The 19,805-nt window shown below is 63.5% G+C and carries 12 protein-coding genes and 2 pseudogenes; 3 read left to right on the forward strand and 11 right to left on the reverse strand.

Going from position 1 to position 19,805, the window contains the following annotated elements; translation table 11 throughout:
* Positions 1-49 precede the first annotated feature (49 nt).
* The 3 genes from ABUK12_RS04210 to ABUK12_RS04220 are packed head-to-tail and all read left to right on the forward strand — an operon-like array spanning position 50 to position 6,984.
* Positions 50-1,507, forward strand: coding sequence for an SrfA family protein (locus tag ABUK12_RS04210; RefSeq protein WP_410015103.1), 1,458 nt, complete (start codon positions 50-52; stop codon positions 1,505-1,507).
* A gap of 3 nt (positions 1,508-1,510) precedes the next feature.
* On the forward strand, positions 1,511-4,495 hold the full coding sequence (locus ABUK12_RS04215; protein WP_410015104.1) for a virulence factor SrfB: 2,985 nt from the start codon (positions 1,511-1,513) through the stop codon (positions 4,493-4,495).
* Positions 4,492-6,984, forward strand: a complete 2,493-nt coding sequence (locus ABUK12_RS04220; protein WP_410015105.1) for a virulence factor SrfC family protein — start codon at positions 4,492-4,494, stop codon at positions 6,982-6,984. Before ABUK12_RS04215 ends, ABUK12_RS04220 begins: the two co-directional genes overlap by 4 nt.
* Positions 6,985-7,181: 197 nt before the next feature.
* Here ABUK12_RS04220 and ABUK12_RS04225 read toward each other — a convergent pair.
* The 11 genes and pseudogenes from ABUK12_RS04225 to ABUK12_RS04275 form a co-directional block, all read right to left on the reverse strand.
* A pseudogene (locus ABUK12_RS04225) lies at positions 7,182-7,493 on the reverse strand (helix-turn-helix domain-containing protein); the annotation flags it as partial.
* 206 nt (positions 7,494-7,699) lie between these two features.
* Complete coding sequence (locus ABUK12_RS04230; protein WP_410015106.1) at positions 7,700-8,944, reverse strand: MFS transporter; 1,245 nt, start codon at positions 8,942-8,944, stop codon at positions 7,700-7,702.
* A gap of 53 nt (positions 8,945-8,997) precedes the next feature.
* Complete coding sequence (locus tag ABUK12_RS04235) at positions 8,998-9,582, reverse strand: TetR family transcriptional regulator C-terminal domain-containing protein (RefSeq protein WP_410015107.1); 585 nt, start codon at positions 9,580-9,582, stop codon at positions 8,998-9,000.
* 167 nt (positions 9,583-9,749) lie between these two features.
* Positions 9,750-12,953: an efflux RND transporter permease subunit gene (locus ABUK12_RS04240; protein ID WP_410015108.1), complete on the reverse strand. Its 3,204-nt coding sequence runs from the start codon at positions 12,951-12,953 to the stop codon at positions 9,750-9,752.
* Between the two features lie 66 nt (positions 12,954-13,019).
* Positions 13,020-14,180: an efflux RND transporter periplasmic adaptor subunit gene (locus ABUK12_RS04245; RefSeq protein WP_410015109.1), complete on the reverse strand. Its 1,161-nt coding sequence runs from the start codon at positions 14,178-14,180 to the stop codon at positions 13,020-13,022.
* 213 nt (positions 14,181-14,393) lie between these two features.
* Positions 14,394-15,449, reverse strand: coding sequence for a nicotinate-nucleotide--dimethylbenzimidazole phosphoribosyltransferase (gene cobT / locus ABUK12_RS04250; RefSeq protein ID WP_410015110.1), 1,056 nt, complete (start codon positions 15,447-15,449; stop codon positions 14,394-14,396).
* Positions 15,450-15,478: 29 nt separating this feature from the next.
* Positions 15,479-16,087, reverse strand: coding sequence for an adenosylcobalamin/alpha-ribazole phosphatase (locus ABUK12_RS04255; protein ID WP_410015111.1), 609 nt, complete (start codon positions 16,085-16,087; stop codon positions 15,479-15,481).
* On the reverse strand, positions 16,084-16,833 hold the full coding sequence (cobS, locus tag ABUK12_RS04260) for an adenosylcobinamide-GDP ribazoletransferase (RefSeq protein ID WP_410015112.1): 750 nt from the start codon (positions 16,831-16,833) through the stop codon (positions 16,084-16,086). The genes ABUK12_RS04255 and cobS overlap by 4 nt, the downstream gene beginning before the upstream one ends.
* 74 nt (positions 16,834-16,907) lie before the next feature.
* Positions 16,908-17,450 (reverse strand): annotated as a pseudogene (cobU, locus tag ABUK12_RS04265) (bifunctional adenosylcobinamide kinase/adenosylcobinamide-phosphate guanylyltransferase); the annotation flags it as partial.
* A complete protein-coding gene (locus ABUK12_RS04270) occupies positions 17,447-18,988 on the reverse strand; it encodes a cobyric acid synthase (protein ID WP_410015113.1) in 1,542 nt (513 codons plus the stop codon). The gene ABUK12_RS04270 and the pseudogene cobU, both read right to left, overlap by 4 nt.
* On the reverse strand, positions 18,985-19,800 hold the full coding sequence (locus tag ABUK12_RS04275) for an ATP-binding cassette domain-containing protein (protein ID WP_410015114.1): 816 nt from the start codon (positions 19,798-19,800) through the stop codon (positions 18,985-18,987). The genes ABUK12_RS04270 and ABUK12_RS04275 overlap by 4 nt, the downstream gene beginning before the upstream one ends.
* Between the last annotated feature and the right edge of the window lie 5 nt (positions 19,801-19,805).

Here is a 19,805-nt window from a genome sequence, read left to right on the forward strand (position 1 = left end):
AAAAATTTTTATTCCCCGTCGGGTGTTACTTTTCATAGGTCCCTTTTGCGTGGCAAAAACATTTTTACGTAGCGGCGGTTTGCTTGATATTTATGCGTTGGGCGAACAGGGCCGGCCGGTGTATGCATCGGCGTTGGAAATAAGGGAAACGTTGCGTCTGCGGCAACGGCCGCGGATCGCCGACTGTCTGGCGATCCCCCAGCCCAACGAGGATGGCGATCGGATCGACTGGTATTCGCCGCGCGCGGGCAAGGTGTCCTCCTGGGCCGGCGCCAGCGATGCCGAACGCGCGTCCGCCCTTGCGGAATTGGAAGGCTGCCAGGCCGCCGCAGCGGGCCTTTGCCAGCGCGCCGCCGCGGCGGAAAAACCCTCACTCAGGCTGTTTGGCGCGCTGCTGTCGAAAGCCATGCGTTTTCCCGATCAGCATTATGTCTATCTGGTGGGCGGCAAACCGGTATTGACGTTCTGGGGTTTTGTCGGCACGGATAAAAAAACCAACGCCGATGCTTTTGCCAGCCTGCGCCCACCCGTCGATAACACCGTCCTGGACCCGGCATTGGTTACCGACCTGGCGCGGGATGTTGACCGCGCTTCACCACGCATCGCGGCCACCGCCCCCGTGGAAAACGCGCCGGCTGCGGCTGCGGCGGCACCGGCGCTATCGTGGCGGCGCATGTGGTGGATCCCGCCGGCGCTTGCCCTGCTGGCCATATTGGCGCTGCAAATCCGCGGCTGCGTCTCCCGCCCGCCGCCTGTCCTGTCCGCCTCGGCGCTGACCGCCCTTGAGGCGGAAAAACGCGCCCTGCCCGCCGCCAGTCCCCTGACCGACGCCCCCCGGCCGCCGCTGGAAAAACAGCTTTCCAGCGCCACGAACGGCGGGCTGAGGGCGTCAGACGCGGCCAATCCCGCCGATAAGGCGCTATCCTTAGATGCCGCCGCGGCGCAGCCAAAGCCCGCCGACGGCGCGGCGGCGCTGGCAAACGGCCCCGCCGCCGCGGGCGATGGCCGGATCAGGGCGTCCGCCCCCGCCATAGCGCCATTGCCGGATGTGCAAGCCGCGCCGCTCCCCGCCGCCGCGGCGCCGGAGGCGCTGGTCCCGGCCGTCGCGCCGGCCGCCATCAGCAAGAACGCGCTGGTTCTGCCGCCCGAGACGGTAAAAATAGGCTCGACGGATTTTCTTAACGGCGGCTGGCGCGCCACGGTGGATATCAAGGAACCACTGACCGGTAAGCCACCGAGCCTTAAATACCAGCTTAACCATGGCAAAGGCACGGTGAAAATCACCCATGGCGACGGGGTGACCTGCCGCACGGCGGTTGACGCCGGGCTGATGAAATCGGGCAATCTGATCATCAACAGCCGGGCCAAGGCCCGCTGCAGCGACGGCACCCGCTATCAAATGCCGGAAATCGTCTGCAGACAAGGCGCGAAGGGCGTCGCCGAGTGCAAAGGCCGTTATGACGCCAATACGGCTTTTCCGATAACGATGAAGCGCGAGAGTGAATAATAAATGCTGGCGACGATTACGGATTACCCAAAAAACATCACGCTGATTCGCGACAGCGGTATCCAGTTTCTGGATTTCGCCCTGACGCCCGGCTATAACGCCGAACTGCCCGGCAAGTTTGTCCGCCAGACCGCCAACGGACCCTTGCTGCGCCTGGATTACCACGCGCAGACCGGCAAATATTCCGTTCCGGTACCGGCGGGCGCGCCGCCGGAGGTGGTAAAGCCCGAGTTCAGTTTCAGCCTTGAGCAATCCCTGGCATTGCTGGACAAGCTCTGGCTGCCGCTGCCCGTGTTCCGCTTTATGCCCCCGCGCACCCTGCTGGGAGGACCGGATAATTGGGCGCGGGTGCGCATTTGCGCCCTGGATGCGCCGGACCGGCACGGCTTTACCCACCGGGTCAGCGTCGCCTTTGACACCCGGGTGTATCCGGCCGGCCATGCCGACGCCCCGGTAGCCCCCAACGAAAACGATATCCATAACGGCATCGGCTTTACTCTGGCGCACCGCAGCGACGAGCTGGGCGAATTTCTCGATCTTACCTGGGTCGACGGCTGGCTGCGCGAGGTGTTTACCCAGCAGGCATCGCGCCAGGACGATCGCAGCGCCCGGGAGATGGAGGTGGCGTTCCGTTCCTTTGAATATCAGGCCCATTATCTCAATTTGCTGGCGCTGCTGGGTGAACAGCTGCCTATGCCGGAAATAAAAATCAGCGCCGGCACGCTTCAGGAGCCGGTGGTAAAAGTGGATTTGATCCTGGATGTCGGCAATTCGCATACCTGCGGCGTCCTGGTGGAAGAACATGCCGATGAGCCCAACGGCCTCAAGCTTGCCTATGAATTGCTGATCCGCGATCTGGGCGAGCCGCAGTTTTTATATAACGAACTGTTTGAAAGCCGTGTCGAGTTTGCCCAGGCGCCTTTCGGCAAACCCGGTTTCTCGCTCGAAAGCGGGCGCGACGACGCCTTTCTCTGGCCCGCTATTACCCGCGTCGGCCGGGAGGCGGCGCGCCTGGCGCTGCAGCGCCGGGGCGTCGACGGATCCACCGGTCTTTCCAGTCCGCGGCGCTATTTGTGGGATGAGGAAAGTTATGCTCCCGGCTGGCGGTTCAGCCAGGGTGCTGGCGGACCGGCGCTTGAACCGCCGGCGGTGCAAGCGCCGTTTACCCACCTGATCAATGACGAGGGCCAGCCGCTGTACCTGCTGGCGCTGGACGACCGCCTGCCGGTCTTTTCGCCGCATTACAGCCGCAGCTCGCTGATGACGCTGATGCTGTCGGAACTGCTGGCGCAGGCGATAATGCAAATCAACAGCGTGGCGCAGCGGCTGAAGATGGGCCACGACGTGGCGCCGCGTCAACTGCGCACCATCGTCCTGACCCTGCCCTCGGCGATGCCGAAACCGGAGCGGGAAATCTTCCTCAGGCGGATGAACGAAGCGATTGGCCTGGTATGGAAAACGATGGGCTGGCATCGCGCGGACGAACCCTTCTCCTCCCCCAGCGACCGGGCCGGCAGCCGGGTACCGGCGCCCGAAGTGCGGATGGACTGGGACGAGGCCACCTGCGGCCAGATGGTCTATCTGTATAACGAAACCCAGGTTAACTTCGCCGGTCATACCAACGCATTTTTTGGCGCCATGGCGCGGCCGGATAAGGCATCCGCCGCCGGCAGCGCCGGCAAGACCCTACGCATCGCCTCCATTGATATCGGCGGAGGCACCACCGATTTAGCCATCACCCAGTACAGCCTGGACGACGGCAGCGGCAAAGATGTCAAAATCACCCCGCGGCTGCTGTTCCGCGAAGGTTTTAAAGTCGCGGGCGACGATATCCTGCTGGAGGTGATCCAGCTGTTTGTCTTGCCCGCCCTGGAGGCGGCGCTGCTCAGCGCCGGCCTGGACAACCCCGGCATGCTGCTCGCCCGGCTGTTTGGCGGCGACGGGCGCATGGACGGGCACAGCACGCTGCGCCAGCAGACGACGCTGCAGCTGTTTATGCCCGTCGGCCGCGCGATCCTGGCGGCCTATGAACGATTCGATCCCCTGGAAAACCGCACGGAAATCGATGCCGTCTTCGGCGAGTTGCTGACCCAGCAGCCCACGCCTGGCGTGTTGGCGTATATCCATGGCGAGGTGCAGCGCGGCCTGCCGGCGGATGCCGCGCCGTTCGATATTCTACGCGTCCCGCTCCAGATAAGGCTGGGCAAACTGCATGATGAGTTCCTGGCCAACCGCATGACGATTACCCAACACCTGCGCTCGTTGTCTGAAGTCGTCTCGCTCCACGATTGCGACGTGCTGCTGCTTACCGGGCGGCCGGCGCGTTTCCCGGGCATCCAGGCCTTGTTCCGCCACCTGCAGCCGCTGCCCAATAACCGGATTCTGTCGCTGGACGGCTACCATACCAGCGCGTGGTATCCCTTTAACCAGCGGGGACGCATCGAAAATCCCAAATCCACCGCGGCGGTTGGCGCGATGCTGTGCCTGCTGGCGCTTAGCCTGCGTTTGCCGGGGTTCTATTTCAAAGCCGGTGACTTCCAGCCCTACTCCACCCTGCGCTATCTGGGCATGCTGGACGGCAACCACACCCTGGCCGACGAGAATGTTTTTTACCGCGATATCGATCTTGACGCGCCGGATTGCGCGTTGGACGCCACCGCCAGCTTTCGCATGCGCGGCGCGTTATGCCTGGGCTTTCGCCAACTGGATAATGAACGCTGGCCGGCCTCCGCGCTGTATACGCTGTCGATAGCCGATCCTGCGCTCGCCCGGCGCGTGGCCGGGGAAAGCGAACTGCGCATCAGGCTGGCGGTGGCGCAGGACACTTCCCGGGCGGGACCTGAGCGTTTCGAGATAGCGGAGGCGGTGCTGGAAGACGGTACGCCCGTGCCGCGGCACCATGTGCGCCTGACGTTAAATACCCTGGCCGACAGTGGTTCAGGCGCGACCGAATATTGGATCGATAGCGGGAGCATAGTGAAAAAATGAGTCAATTAATCTCTTCCCCGATACCGGCGCGGCGTAAATTAAACCCGGTTGCCAACCCGCTGGCTCCCCAATTGCAAAACCAGTTGCATAACCAGCTGCGCCAGGTACTGCAAGGCATCGACCAGGCGATCGACTGGATTGCGGCCACGCGCCGGCATGCGCCGCGCCTGGATATGGAAGCCGGCCGGCTGGGCATAAAACTGCGCCGCTGCCGCCTGCAGGCCAGCCATTTGTACAACGCGTCGCACACCGCCGGCGCCATTGGTTTTTTTGGGCAATCGGCGCGGGGAAAACTGCATCTGATCACGGCGCTGACCGTGGGGCAGGACGACCGGCTGTCCACCACGCTTGGCGGCAAACGGCTGGATGTCCTGTCCCTTATCGAGCCGCAGAGCCGGGCGTCAGGCCTGGTGCTGCGTTTCGCCCAGCGCGTACAGGCGGAAAACGCCGCCTATCCGGTCCAGCTGTCGCTGCTCAGTGAAGCGGATATCGCCATGCTGCTGTTTACCCTCTCCCTGCGTGAAGCCGGGGGCGAAAACACCGCCCGGGACCTGGACGATCGCGCGCTGGATGACCGCCTGGACCGGCTGCTCGCGCGGCGGCAGGTGGAACCGGTCGCCGGCATGAGCGGGGATGCCGTGGTGGCGATTTGGGATTATGTTTCCCGCCACGATCGGCGGCGGCAGAAACAGCTGGAGACGCGGTTCTGGCCGGCGGCGGTCGAGCTGGCGCCCTGCCTGAGCGTCGAGGATCGCGCCGAGCTGTTCTCGGTGCTGTGGCGAGGGCGCGCGGACTTGAGCGACGCCTACCGCCATTTTGCCGCTATCGCGCAGCATCTGGGCGGCGCGCAGCACGTGCTGGCGCCGCTTGGCGCGCTGGTGGACGATACGATGCGCCAGGCGGACGGCATCCTGGATATCGCGTCGCTGTCGCGCCTGCATAGCGCCGCCGACCCGCTGCTGCAGGTGATCCCCATGCTGAACGGCCGCGCGGGAAAGCCGGTTGAACTGACGATGGCCGAGCTGGCGATGCTGGCCGTTGAACTGTTGATGCCGCTGGATGCCGGCGTGAGCGGAAGCGGCGGCGCGCAGGTGGATTTTATCGATTTCGCCGGTATCGACGGCAGCCTTGAAACCACGGCGGCCACCGGCGCGGGCGGCGAGCCCGCCTACCCGCTGGCGCCGGCCCTGCTGCGCGCCCGCTGTGCTTATCTGCCCGAACGTTATACCGATGCCCAGACGGTGAATGTGCTGATGGTCTGTACCGCGGCGCAGGACCGCGCGGCGGTCGCCGAAGTCGGCAGGCTGCTGGATTATTGGGTCAGGCGCAGCCAGGGAGAAAACGCCGGGGTGCGCGGCCGGCGCAAACCCGCCCTGATCTGGGCGCTGACCCGCTTCGATCAACGTGTGGTCCACGGCACTAATTACGATGCCGCCGTGCAGCGCTATGTCGGCAATCCGGGCGATACCTGGGGCACGTTGCTGGCGATGGATTCGCGGGGCGTCAACGCCCTGGCGGCCTACCTCGCCCCCGCGGCGCAGCGCGAGGCGGGCCTGGAGCGCCTGGGCGAACAGACGAAGGCGCTGCAGGCGGAACTGGCCGAAAACCTGCTCGGCGAATGGCAGCAGGCCGCGGCGGAGGACGCGGAGACATTACCCAAACAACACGTCGCGCACACACTGCTTAAAGCGCTGCAGGCGCGCGCCGGCATGCACGGAGAACTGCTCGAGCACCTGCTGCCCACGCGTGACGAAATGCGCCGCCTCTACCTGCAGCTACCACCGGACGCCGCCGGCCATACCGAACCGGCCGCGGACGGCGCCGGCCCCTTTGGCGTCGGCATCGCCTTCGATCTGCTCAGCGCGCCCGAGGCGCCGACCGGCCAGGTCATCAACACCGCAGACTTCACCGGCGCGACGGACGACAAAATGTTTGCCCGCAATGTGCAACGCTATTGGATAAATCATTTGCGCAACCTGCCGGAAAACGCGCCGCTGCTGGCCTTGCTCGGTATCGCCAGGCCGACCATGGCCATGTTGATGGCGGAGTTGATTACCGCCGCCATCCGGCTCGATATCCTGGGGTCGCTTGAGCACATGCTGATGGATATGGCGCCAGCGGGCCTGCCGCCTGAGAGCAAGGCCGATCGGCAGGTGGCGCGGGCCTTGGCCGTATTGGGTGATTTCGTCGCCTGGCTGGGGTTTACGCGGCTAAGCGACGCGCAACGGCCCGACAGCCGCATCAATCCCGGCCATAAAATTTTTACGCGCCCGGCGGCGCCCGGGCACGACATCGACGCGTCCCACCGTTTGACCCGGCTTAATGCCGCCCCGGTGAACAATACCGCCTTCTATGTCTACGACTGGCTGGTGGGCCTGAATATACTGATACGGCAAAATGCGGGATATGCGGGTGCAGCGGAAATCAGCCTTGAACAGCGCCAGCGCCTGGGCGCCATCATCAACCTGATCACAGCGGCCGAAGCCTAGAGCCGCTACCGGCTTGCCGGAGGCAATGTCGGCCGCCGGCGGCCGGGTTGGTATTTCCGGGCGGCTAGCCGCGTCGTCGCCGGACTGTCAAATCTGCTTACTTAAAATACCGGCTGCGACGCATGAGCCGCGCGCTTAGCCGGGATATACTTATCCTCCATGGACTCTTCCGGATGGTAAGGATAAGCCATCCGCGAACGATAGGCCCCGGGCGTCTGGCTGAACTGGCGCTTGAACGCCCGGCTGAAGGACTGTTGCGAATCGAAGCCGCTTTGCAGGGCGATATCAAGGATGCTTTGGTCCTTAAGACACAGTTCCGACGCGGCGCGTGACAGCCGACGGGTGCGAATATAGGTGCCCAGCGCATCGCCGGTCACATTGCGGAACATCCGCTGTAAATGCCATTTTGAATACCCGGATTTGGCGGCTACGTGATCCAGAGACAATGACTTATCCAGATTGTTTTCCAACCATTCCATCAAATCCTGAATAATGACCTTCTGATTCATATAGACATTCCCCGTAATTGATAACCTTGCACTTACAATATGACCGGTCGTATTTTTAGTCAACCTCTTTTTATTAACGAACGATAATTTTATCATAAGCCGTTTGCCGGCGGCACGTCAATGACAGGCGGGCGCGGGAGAAAGTGCCGATAGGACGGGGTTTGCCGCCTGCCAGCGCGGCAGGCGTGTTAACAGCCGGGGATGGATTATTGTGACGTTGTCACTGATTTTTTTTCCACGCACCGTACCGCGAGGTGGGCGGCTTTCGGTACGGTCATAAAGACGGCAATCGCGCCGGTGATAAGACACAGCGAGGCAATCACCACCGCGCCCTGGTCGATGGCGAAGCCCAGCCCCCAACGACTGGCGCTGGCGCCCAGCAGCAGCGCAAACGCCCCCTGGATCAGGTAGGCCACCAAATACAGCGCGGACAGCGTGCCGCCGCGAAGACGGGCGGGCGCATACATATTGATAAGCCCCAGCCCGCCCATAAACAACAGGCTATAACCGCACCCGGCGGCGATTAAAAAGGCCAGGAACAGCAGCAGCGAATGCCAGGATACCGAGATCACCAGGCATGCCATGCCCGCCACCGTGCAAAGACCGCCCAGAGCGATCGCCGTACGCGACGGCATACTTTTGCAGGCCAGTCCCACCACGCCAAGCACGATGGCGAACACCGACATGGTGGCGCCGTTAAGCAGCACGTTGGCGGAACCGATCAGATCCCGCGCTATCTTGGCGCCCAGCGATAACCCCACGGTGCCGATAGAATAGGCGCATACCACCGCCGCCACCGCCGTCAGCACCACGCCGCCCAGGCCCGAGGGAACCGACGGCGTTCGCGGACGCCAGCGTCCCTGCCCCGGCACCGCGCTATGGCGCGGCAAAAACCAGGCGGTGGCAAAAATAGCCAGGATGATAACCAGCAGCAGCCAGAAGTTCAGCCGCGTGGGAAAAGGCGCGTACTCTATCAGCGCGCCGCCTACCAACGTCGCCAGCGCCAGGCCCACCGCCTGCGACACCGTGGTAATGGCGCTGGCTTTTTTGGCCTGGCCCTCGGCGCTAAACTCAATCATGGCGGCGGTGGACGGCCCCGCCGACAACCCCACCCCGATGCCCATGAAGACCCGCCCGAGATAAATCCACCACAAACCCGGCGCGACCGCGAACAGCAATACCCCGATAAGCGACGCCGCCAATCCCAACAACATGGTGGTGCGCCGCCCGATATAATCGGAAATATCGCCGAAACACACCAGGATGGCCACCACCACGATGGGATAGATGGCAAAGATAGTCGACGTTTGGGTGGTGGTCAGGCCCCATTCCGAGGCATACAGCGGATAGGTCATGGCGGGCGCGGCGCTGGTCCAGATAGTATGGCCGACAACGGCGGCGGCCACCCAAAAACTGGCCCGGCGTCCGAGGGTCAAGGTCCTTCCGGTCATGATAGGCTCGCAGTCAGGAAAAGAAACGGGCGTCAGGCAAATAGCTGTGGCGATTATTCCGGCGTCGGACGGTTTAATAACGGAAAGGCCACGGCGAAAAAATCATCCAGCGGCTGCCGACAACGGGCTATTTTCATGCGCACAACCGCGCCTTCCCAGCTATTGATAACAAAACGGGCCACTTTTTCCGCATCCAGGCTGGCGATAATGGTGCCGTCCTTTTGCCCTTCGCGCAGGGTCGCGGTCACGGCGGCGGTCCATTTTTCCAGCGACTGGCAAATGGCCTGACGCAGCAGCGGCGTGTTATCCGTCATCTCGGCGGCCAGGTTGCCGATCAGGCACCCTTTTTCATAACCGAAGTCGGCGTAATAGGCGGCCATGTACTCGAAATGCGCGCGCAGACGCTCAATGGGCGGCAGGCTGGCGTCTTCAAGGATTTCACGGTTCGAGTCCTGGCCGTAAATGGAGAGTACTTCCAGCGCCAGTAATTCTTTAGCTTTAAAATAGTTATAAAAAGACCCTTTCGGCACGCCGGCGGTATCCACAATATCCTGCACGCTGCACGCGCTGAAACCGAGCGTATGAAAACGTTCCAGCGCGGCGTCGACAATTTTATCGCGTACGCTTGGTTTTGCCATAAAAAACAGAGCCTCCAGATAACGAATACCGCATGATTATATAGACGACCGGTCGTATTTTGCAAGCGAAGCGTCCCGGGCGCACCGCCCGTTACCGCCAGGACGGCCCACGGCACGGCGCGCTTTTCACCCGGTGAAAAGCGCTCCTGTCATCATAGCCTATTCTGTCAGCCATCTTTGCCCGTTGGTGCGATGGCCCGGGCGGCCGCGTCCGTCCCAGGCGCGTCCCGTCCGCCCTTGAGCGTGCCGCCGGTGATGCGGCGAACCGTCCAGTAGAAGACCGGGGTAAGGATAAAACCGAACAACGTCACGCCCAGCATGCCGGCGAATACCGCGATGCCGATGGCATTGCGCATCTCCGCCCCCGCGCCCACCGACACCGCCAGCGGGGCCACCCCCATGATAAACGCCAGCGACGTCATCAGGATCGGCCGCAGCCGCAGCCGGCAGGCGCTCAGCACCGCCTGCAGCAGGCTGTCGTTTTCCAGCTCGCGGTCGCGGGCGAATTCGACGATTAAGATGGCGTTCTTGCATGCCAGCCCCACCAGCACCACCAGGCCAATCTGGGTAAAGACGTTGTTGTCGCCATGGGTCAACTGTACGCCGATCAGCGCGCACAGCAGGCACATGGGCACGGTCAGGATCACCACCAGCGGCAGCGTCCAGCTTTCGTATTGGGCCACCAGCACCAGAAACGCCAGCAGCACGCAGATGGGAAAGACATAAATGGCGGTATTGCCGGCCAGGATTTGCTGATAGGTCAGTTCCGTCCATTCAAAACTCATCCCATGAGGTAATTCCTGTTGCGCCAGGGCCTCAAGCCTGGCCTGGGCCTGGTCCGAACTGAAGCCCGGCGCCGGCGCGCCGTTGATTTCCGCCGTCAGGCTGCCGTTATAGTGGCTGATGCGATCCGGACCCGTGGTGTCGTAGGTGGTGACAAACGCGCCGATGGGAATCATCTGCCCGGCGGCGTTACGGGTCTGCAAATGGCCAATATCCTCGGCATGCATGCGAAAACGCTGGTCCGCCTGCACATTCACCTGGTAAGTGCGGCCGAAGCGGTTGAAATCATTGACATAGACCGAGCCGAGATACACCTGCATGGTCTCAAACAGATCGGTAAGCGAGACCCCTTGCGCCTTGGCCTTTTCCCGATCGACGTCGGCATGGATTTTCGGCACGCCAATCTGATAGGACGTGAACAATCCGGTCAGCGCGGGATCTTTGGCGGCGGCGGCGATGAGCCGTTGCGTTGCCTGGAACAAGGCGTCCGGCCCCCGATCGGCCTGATCCTCGATTTGCAGGCGAAAACCGCCGAGCGAGCCCAACCCCAGGATCGGCGGCGGCGGGAACACCGCCACATTGGCTTCGGTTATGCCGGAAAGCTTTTGGTTAAGCGTCATGGCGATGGCCCCGGCCGAAAGCGACGGGTCGCGGCGGGCGCTAAAATCATCCAGCGGCAAAAAGACCACCGCCGAATTGGTGCTGCGCACAAATCCGTTAATCGACAGACCGGGAAACGCGACCGCGTGGCTGACGCCCGGCGTATGCAGCGCAATATCGCTGACCTGGCGCACCACCGCCTCGGTACGATCGAGCGTGGCGGCGTCCGGCAATTGGATCACCGACACCAGGTAAAGCTTGTCCTGCTGGGGCACAAATCCGCCCGGCGTGCGCATAAACAGCAGGACGGTCAGCGCCAGCAGCCCGCCGTAGATCAGCAGCGCCACCGATGACCGGTGCAGTACGCGCGACACCACCCCGACATGGCCATGGGACAAGCGCACAAACCCCAGGTTGAACGGCCGGAACAGCCAGCCGAACACCCGGTCGATAAAGCGCTGGAAGTTATCCCGGGCGGCGTGATGCGGGCGCAGCAGCAGCGCCGCCAGCGCCGGCGACAGCGTCAGGGAATTGAAGGCGGAGATCACCGTGGAAATGGCAATGGTCAGGGCAAACTGGCGATAAAATTCGCCGGTCAGACCGCTGAGGAAGGCGGTGGGGATAAAGACCGAACACAGCACCAGCGCGGTGGAGATAATGGGGCCGCTGACCTCGCTCATCGCCTTATGGGTGGCCTGCACCGGCGCTAATCCCAGGGCGATATTGCGCTCGACGTTCTCCACCACCACGATGGCGTCGTCGACCACGATGCCGATGGCCAGCACCAGGCCGAACATGGTCAGGGCATTCAGGCCAAAGCCCATCAGCAGCATGACCGCAAACGTGCCCACCAGGCTTACCGGCACGGCGACCAGCGGAATAATCGAGGCGCGCCAGCTTTGCAGGAATAAAATCACCACCAGCACCACCAGGATGACGGCCTCGAACAGGGTATGCACGACTTCATTGATGGACTGATGCACAAAGCCGGTGGTGTTGTAGACGATATGGTATTTAACGCCCTGGGGGAAATCCTTCGCCAGCCGGTCCATGGTGGACTGGACGTTATCCGCCATCTGCAGGGCGTTGGTGCCGGGACGCTGGAAAACGCCCAGCGCCACCGCGGGCTGGTTGTCGAGCAGGGTACGCAACGAATAGTTGTCCGAGCCCAGTTCCAGGCGCGCCACATCGCGCAAGTGGATAATCTTGCCCTGCCCGTCGGCGCGCAGGATGATATCGCCGAACTGCTCTTCGGTTTCCAGCCGTCCCTGGGTCACCACGGAAATCTGGAACTGCGCCTGGCTGGCGGCGGGCGACCCGCCTACCTGCCCCGCCGCCACCTGGATATTTTGCTCGCGCAGCGCCGCCACCACGTCGCCGGCGGTAAGGGAGCGCGCCGCCAGCTGTTCCGGATCGAGCCAGACGCGCATGGAATAGGGCCCGAGGCCGAAGACGCTGACATCACCAACGCCATACGCGCGCACCAGCGCATCCTTGACATGCAGTTGCGCATAGCTTGCCAGGTAAAGCATGTCATAACGGTTATCGTCCGAGGTCAGGTGCACCACTTCAATCAGCGTGGGCGAGGATTTATTGGTGGTCACGCCGACCCGCTGCACTTCGGGCGGCAACCTCGACAGCACCTGCGCCACGCGGTTTTGCACCAGCACCTGGGCCTTGTCGCCGTCGGTGCCCAGCGCAAAGGTGACCGTCACGGTCAAGGCGCCGTCGCTGGTGGCCTGCGAGGATTGATACAGCATGCCCTCGACGCCGTTAATCGCCTGTTCGATAGGCGAGGCCACCGTTTCGGCGATAACGGACGGATCCGCCCCGGCAAAGGTGGTATTGACCACAATGGTGGTCGGCACCACTTCCGGATATTCGGCAATGGGCAACAGCGGCAGCGCCACTAAGCCGGCGGCGAAAATCACCAGCGACAGCACCACCGCGAACCGGGGCCGGCTGACAAAAAACCGTGAAATATTCATAATAATCTCATAGATAGGTAACAGGCCATGGCGCCGCTGCCGCGGATGCCTTTCATCAGGTCACCGCTAATCATGGGGAAGCAAGGCGGCCAGCGCGGCCGGCGACGTATCCGCAGTGGCGGCGTGCGGCGCCACCACGTCTCCCGGCCGCACTTTTTGCAGCCCGTCCACCACCACCTGTTCGCCCTCGTTCAGCCCGCTTTTCACGATGCGCCACTCGCCCACCGCCTGTCCCAGGGTAATGGCCCGATATTGCACCCGCCGGTCCTTATCCAGCACCAGCACATAACGTTTGCCCAGATCGGTGCCCAGCGCCTGTTCCGGCAGCAGGGCGACCCGCTGCACCTCGGAGGACACCAGGCGCACCCGGCTGAACAGGCCCGGCGTCAGGCTGCCGTCGGCATTATCCAAGACCGCCCTGGCCGCCAGGGTGCCGCTGCGGGGATCCACCACGTTATCCAGGAAACGCAGGCGCGCGCGGTGGGGAAAACCGTTTTCGCCCATCAGGCCGATAAAGACCGCGTTATCCTTGCCGCGCTGGGCGGCGGCATATTTCAGGTAGGCCTGCTCGTCCACATTGAACGCCGCGTATATCGGGCTATCGGAGACAATGGTGGTCAGCAGGCTGTCGGTGGTCACCAGATTGCCCCGGGTGATCAGCGCCTTGGAAATGCGCCCGTCGATGGGCGCGCTCACCTGGGTAAACGACAGGTTAAGCCGCGCCGTGGCCAGCGCCGCCTGCGCGGCGGCCACATTGGCCACCGTGACTTTGGCGTTGGCCTCCTGGGCATCCAGCTCGCTGCTGGAAATCGCGTTCACCACGATCAGCCGCCGGCTGCGCTCGCGGTTGGTCCTGGCGAGCGCCGCGTTAGCCACCGCCTGCTGTAGCCCGGCCTCCAGCCGGTCCACCTCCGCCTGGTAGGGCCTGGGATCAATTTGGTACAGCACCTGGCCCTTATGGACACGCGCGCCGTCGTCGAACGCGATAGCATCGATAAAACCCCCGACCCGCGGCCTGACGTCCACGCTTTGTATGGCTTCCAGCCGGCCGGTAAAATCGTCCCATTGGCGTACCGGCTGGAACATCACGGTGGTCACCGCCACCGGGATCGCCTGCTGTGTTTGCTGCGCCGGGGCGGCGGGCTTGCAGCCGGCGGCCATCAGGGCAGCCAGCGCCGGCAGCAATAATAGCGGCGCAAGGCGCGCGCCGTACATGGGTGTGCTCATGGAACATCCTCTGCCTGAAAAGATAAAAGACGATAAAAGAGAAAAAATAATACGACCGGTCGTATTGCAGAGCATGCAGGGTAAGCACGGGAGGGTCAATAGAGGGCGGCGGCAAAAGGCACGATATTGCCGCCGGCGCGGGTCAGCGCGGGTTAATGGCCGCCGGGGCGGGCGGCAACCGCCGGATAGGCACGTTGCCGCCCGCCGTGGCGTTTAATGGGCGGGCAGGACGATAGCGCTGTCCGCCAGCGTGCCCATATCGTTATAAACGGCGCAGGCGGCGTCCACCAGATTCATGGCAAGCGCGGCGCCGCTGCCCTCGCCCAGGCGCATCTCCAGATCAAAATAAGGCCGCAGATCCAGATGTGCCAGGGCGATCTTCGCCCCTTTTTCCGCGGAAAGGTGCGAGGGGATTAAATAAGGCCGCGCCTGCGGGGCGATGCGACAGGCGACCAGCGCGGCGGCGTAGGACAGGAAACCGTCCAGTATCACCGGGACCCCCTCGGCGGCGGCGCCCAGCATGACGCCGGCCATGCCGCCAAGATCATAACCGCCCACTTTCGCCAGCACGTCGAGGCCATCCCGCGCATCAGGGCGGTTTACGGCGATGGCGCGCTCCACCACCTCGATTTTATGCGCCAGCATGGACAGCGGCAGGTTGGCGCCGCGGCCGACGACGTCCTCCGCCGGCGCGCCGGTTAACACGCTCACCAGCGCGGCGGCGGGTGTGGTGTTCGCCATGCCCAGCTCGCCGACGCCGAATAAGGTGATGCCCCGTCCAACCGCTTCGGCGACCAGCGCCGCGCCGGTTTCAAGTACGGTGCGCGCCTGGCCGGCGGTCATCGCCGGACCGGTGGCGATATTGCCGCAGCCGCGGCCCATGCGCCGGTCCAGCAGTCCGGGCAAAGGCTGCTCGCAGTCAATGCCCAGATCCACCACGGTGACGGCCGCGCCGGCGTTGGCCGCCAGCACGCAGATCCCGGTGGTGCCCTTGACCATATTCGCCGCCTGGATGGCGGTAACGATGCGCGGCGATACCGCCACCCCTTCTTCGTATACCCCGTGATCGGCCACCATCACCATCATCTCTTTACCCGCAAACGCCAGCGGCCGGTCGCCCATAATGCCCGCCAGCTGGACGGCAAGCGTCTCCAGGCGGCCAAGACTTCCCGGCGGCTTAAGCAAGCCGTCGAGACGCTGTTCCGCCCGCGCCATGGCTTTCTCGTCCAAAGGACGGATGGCGTCGATGACCTGTTGCAGTGTTTTCATTACCTTCTCCTGGAAAATGGGTTACGGTTTCAGCGTGCGGGCATCATGGCCCGGCCGCTGTCGTTTAACTGGTTGAGCACACAAAATCCGTCGTTAAGCGTGACCTGGGTAAAGGCGTCCTGGCGGAAGGGAAAATGCCACATGGCGGCGGGCGGCATTCCCAGCAGCGTGGCCAGCAGTACGCCGAGCACGCCCTGATGGGCCACCAGCAGGATAGCGTCCGCGCCGTCCTGTTCGCGCAGGCGCGCGGCCGCAAGCCCCACCCGCTGCGCAAACGCCTGGAACCCTTCGCCGCCGGGCGGGGCCACATGCTGCCAATCGTCGCACCAGGCCGCATAACGCTGCGGATCCTGCGTAGCGAGATCGCGATGATGGCGTAGTTCCCAGGCGCCGAAATTCATTTCGTCCCATTCCTGCCAGGCCTCAGGCGGCATGCCGGGACGGATGATATCGGCCGTCTCCCGGCTGCGCCTGAGCCGGGAGGTCAAGACCCGCCCGAAGGGAATCTCCGCCAGTTGCCAGGCCACCCGGTGCGCCTGGAATCGTCCCTTCAGCGTCAGGACCACATCGCTGACGCCGCAGTAAACGCCGTCGCGGTTGGCCTGGGTTTCGCCGTGACGCACTAAATAGAGTCTCATAGCGGAACGGCCAGGGCCGCGAGCAAAAACAGCCATTCGAATACCTCCACGCCGCAGCCCAGGGTATCGCCGGTCTGGCCGCCCAGCACCGCGTTAATCCTGGCGCGGTAGCCGTAAGCCAGCGCCAGGACGATAAGCGCCGCAGCAAGGCCGCGCAGGCCGGCAATCGCCAGGGTCAGCAGCATGCCGGCGAGCAGCGTCACGGCAAAATGATGACCGCTGATTTTGCCGATATAGACGTTGCCGAGCCCCGTTTCGCGGGCATAGCGCTGGTGATACATCAGAATGCTTATCAGGGCGCGGCTGACCACCGGAGCGGCGATGATATAGGGCAGCGCGCCGCCGGGATGCAGGCTTAGCGCCGCCATGGCCGCCAGCCGCAGGCCGATGGCGAATACCATGGCCAGCGCGCCGTTGGTGCCGATGCGGCTGTCGCGCATGATCTCCAGCATCTGCTCGCGCTTGCGCGCCGAGAAAATACCGTCGCAGGTATCCGCCAACCCGTCGAGATGAAAGGCCCCGGTGACCATGGCATTGGCCAGCACCGCCAGCAGGGCGGCCAGCGGCGTGCCGAACGCCGGCTGCGCCAGGGCGAAGACCAGCGCGCAACACCCGCCCACCACCAATCCCACCACCGGCATCCAGATCACGCCGCGCGCATAGGCGTCCAGCGGCAAATCCCGCGTCCAGCGCGCGGGCACAGGCAGGCGGGTCATAAATTGCAGGGTGGCCAGAAAAGACGTCATTGTGTTGCTCCGCCGCGGCGATGGTGAGTATTTACGCAGTAATTGCCGGCAGGCTGGTCCCTCTGGCCGCCGCCTTTGATCGGCACCGGAATGCCGGATACCACCAGCCAGACGTCGGTAGCGGCGGCGGCCAGCCGCTGGTTGACCCTGCCCGCGATATCGCGAAACCGCCGGGCCAGCAGATTTTCCGGTACGATGCCCATGCCAAGTTCGTTGGTGACCAGCACCACCCGGCAGCGCGCGTCGGCGCAGGCGGCGATCAGCGCGTCGATATGCCCGGCGATATGGCGCTCGATGGCGTCGAAATCCATCGCATCGGGCGGCGTGGCGCCCGCCTGGTCAAACAGCAGGTTGGTGATAAGCGTGGTGACGCACTCCAGCAGTACCGCCTCGACCCGGCCGGCATGGGCGCGGATCACCCGGTCAAGATCGCGATGGCCCTCCCAGGTCAGCCAGTGCGCGGGACGATCGCGGCGATGTTTTTCCACCCGCTGCGCCATTTCTTCGTCGGTCACCACCGAGGTGGCGATATACAGCACCGCGCCGCCGTCGCGGGCGGCAAGGCTTTCGGCCAGGCGGCTTTTGCCGCTGCGCGCGCCGCCGGTCACCAGTATCATGCCGGTTCTCCCGTCGCCGCCTGCTCACGCATAATACGGTACAGCAGCGGGATATCGATATGGGCGCGCATCTGGCCTGCCAGCGCATCAAACGACAGCTCCTTGCGCTCGCGCCAGCCGGTCACCGGCGTATCCAGCGCATCAAGGCCGCGCCGCTCGCGCAGCGCGTCAAGCAGCGCCCGGGTAAACAACGGGCTGTCGAACAGCCCGTGAATATAGCTGCCGGCCACGTCGCCCGCGGCGTTAACCGCGCCGTCGTCCTGCCGGCAGGGGCGGCCGTTTTGCCGTAATAACGTGGCGAAGGGACGCGCGCCGGCGCCAAGCGTGGTCTGGCCCATATGGATTTCATAGCCGCTCAGCGCCAGGCCGCCCATGGCGGCGAAGATGCCCGCCGGCAAGGCCTGTACGCCGGCCTCCACCTGGGTGGTGATTTTACGCGGCTCGAAGCGAGTGTCGCAATCAAGCAGCCCCAGGCCGTCGGTTTCGGCGATGCCCGATTCGATGCCGTCGGTGACCCGCCTGCCCAGCATCTGGAAACCGCCGCAGATGCCCAGAACCGGCACGCTTTGCCCATGGGCGCGATGGATAGCGGCATCGATGCCGTTTTCCCGCAGGTAGGCAAGATCGCCCAAGGTGTTTTTACTGCCGGGAATAATCAGCAGATCCGGCACGCCCAGCGCTTCACCGCGCTTTACATAACGCAGCCGTACATCCGGCTGCACCGCCAGCGCGTTAAAATCGGAAAAGTTGGCGATATGCGGCAACTGCACCACGGCGATATCCAGTTCACGGGCGCCGCCCAGGCGGTATTTATCCCCTTGCAGGGCGACGCCGTCCTCATCTTCCAGCGGCTCGTCGAACCACGGCATCACGCCCACCACCGGCACGCCGGTCAGCGCCTCGATTTGCGCGATCCCGGGCTTGAGCAGCGCCAGGTCGCCGCGGAATTTATTGATAATCACCCCCTTGACCCGCGCTTTTTCATCCGGGCGCAGCAGCGCCAGGGTGCCGTAAATGGCGGCGAACACCCCGCCCTTGTCGATATCGGCCACCAGCAGCACCGGCGCGTTCGCCTGTTGCGCCATGCCCATATTGACGATATCGCGATCGCGCAGGTTGATCTCCGCCGGACTGCCGGCGCCCTCGAGCACGATAATGTCGAAATCCGCCGCCAGGCTGCGGAATACTTCGCCGACCCGCGCGCGCAGCTGCGGCTTGTAGCGATGGTAATCCATGGCGTCCATGTGGCATAGCGCCTCGCCCATGACGATCACCTGCGATTTCCGATCGCTGGTCGGCTTGAGCAATACCGGGTTCATGCGCACGTCCGGCTCAATGCCCGCCGCCTCGGCCTGGAACACCTGCGCCCGGCCCATTTCAGCGCCATCGCGGGTGATCCAGGAATTCAGCGCCATATTCTGCGCCTTAAACGGCGCCGCGCGGTGGCCGTCCTGGGCAAAAATACGGCACAGCCCGGCCACCAGGACGCTTTTACCCACGTCGGACGCGGTGCCCTGTACCATGATTGACATCGTCATACTTTTGCCTCCCGGGATTGTTCGTAAAAAGCGAACAGTTCATCTTCCGTCTTCACCAGCGGCATGCCGAGCCGGGTATGCGCCTTGATGAGCCAAGGCTGGCTCAGCCCCGCGCGCGCCAGCATCGCCGCTTGCTGGAACACCTCCCGCTCGCTGCCCTCGGCCAGCAGCCGTCCCTGCGCCATGACATAGATGTAATCGCAGATATGATAAATCAGATCGATATCATGGCTGGCGATGATGACGTGCCGGCCCTGGGCCGCGATGCGCTGGATAATGCCGATCATCGCCTCGCGGCCCTGCGGATCCAGTCCGGCGGTGGGTTCGTCCAGCAACAGGTAATCCGATTGCATCACCAGCGCCCCGGCGATGGCCACGCGTTTTTTCTGGCCATGGCTGAGGTACTGGATCGGCCGGTGGCGAAAGCCGTTGGCCCCCACCAGCGTCAGCGCCTGCGCCAGGCGCGCCTGGATGACCGCTTCGTTCACGCCGAGGTTACGCAGGGCAAACGCGATATCGCTGTCGATATCGGTATAGAACAGTTGGTGATCCGGTTCCTGGAACACCATGACCACCTGCTGGCGCAGCGCCAGCAGGCTGCGTTTATCATAGTCCAGCGGCTTGCCCCGCCACAGCACCCTGCCGCTTTGCGGCTTTTGCAAACCCAGCAGGTTCATGAACAGCGTGGACTTGCCGCAGCCGTTGGCGCCAATCAAGCCGGTGACCCGGCCGCGGCTGAAATCCAGCGTTAAATCGCACAGCGCCGGCTGATCCTGTTGCCAGGAAAAACAGAGTGCTTCGGTCGCTAACATCGTCG

It is taken from the genome of Sodalis sp. C49, from assembly GCF_046352915.1.
In the GTDB taxonomy this organism is placed as follows: domain Bacteria; phylum Pseudomonadota; class Gammaproteobacteria; order Enterobacterales; family Enterobacteriaceae; genus Acerihabitans.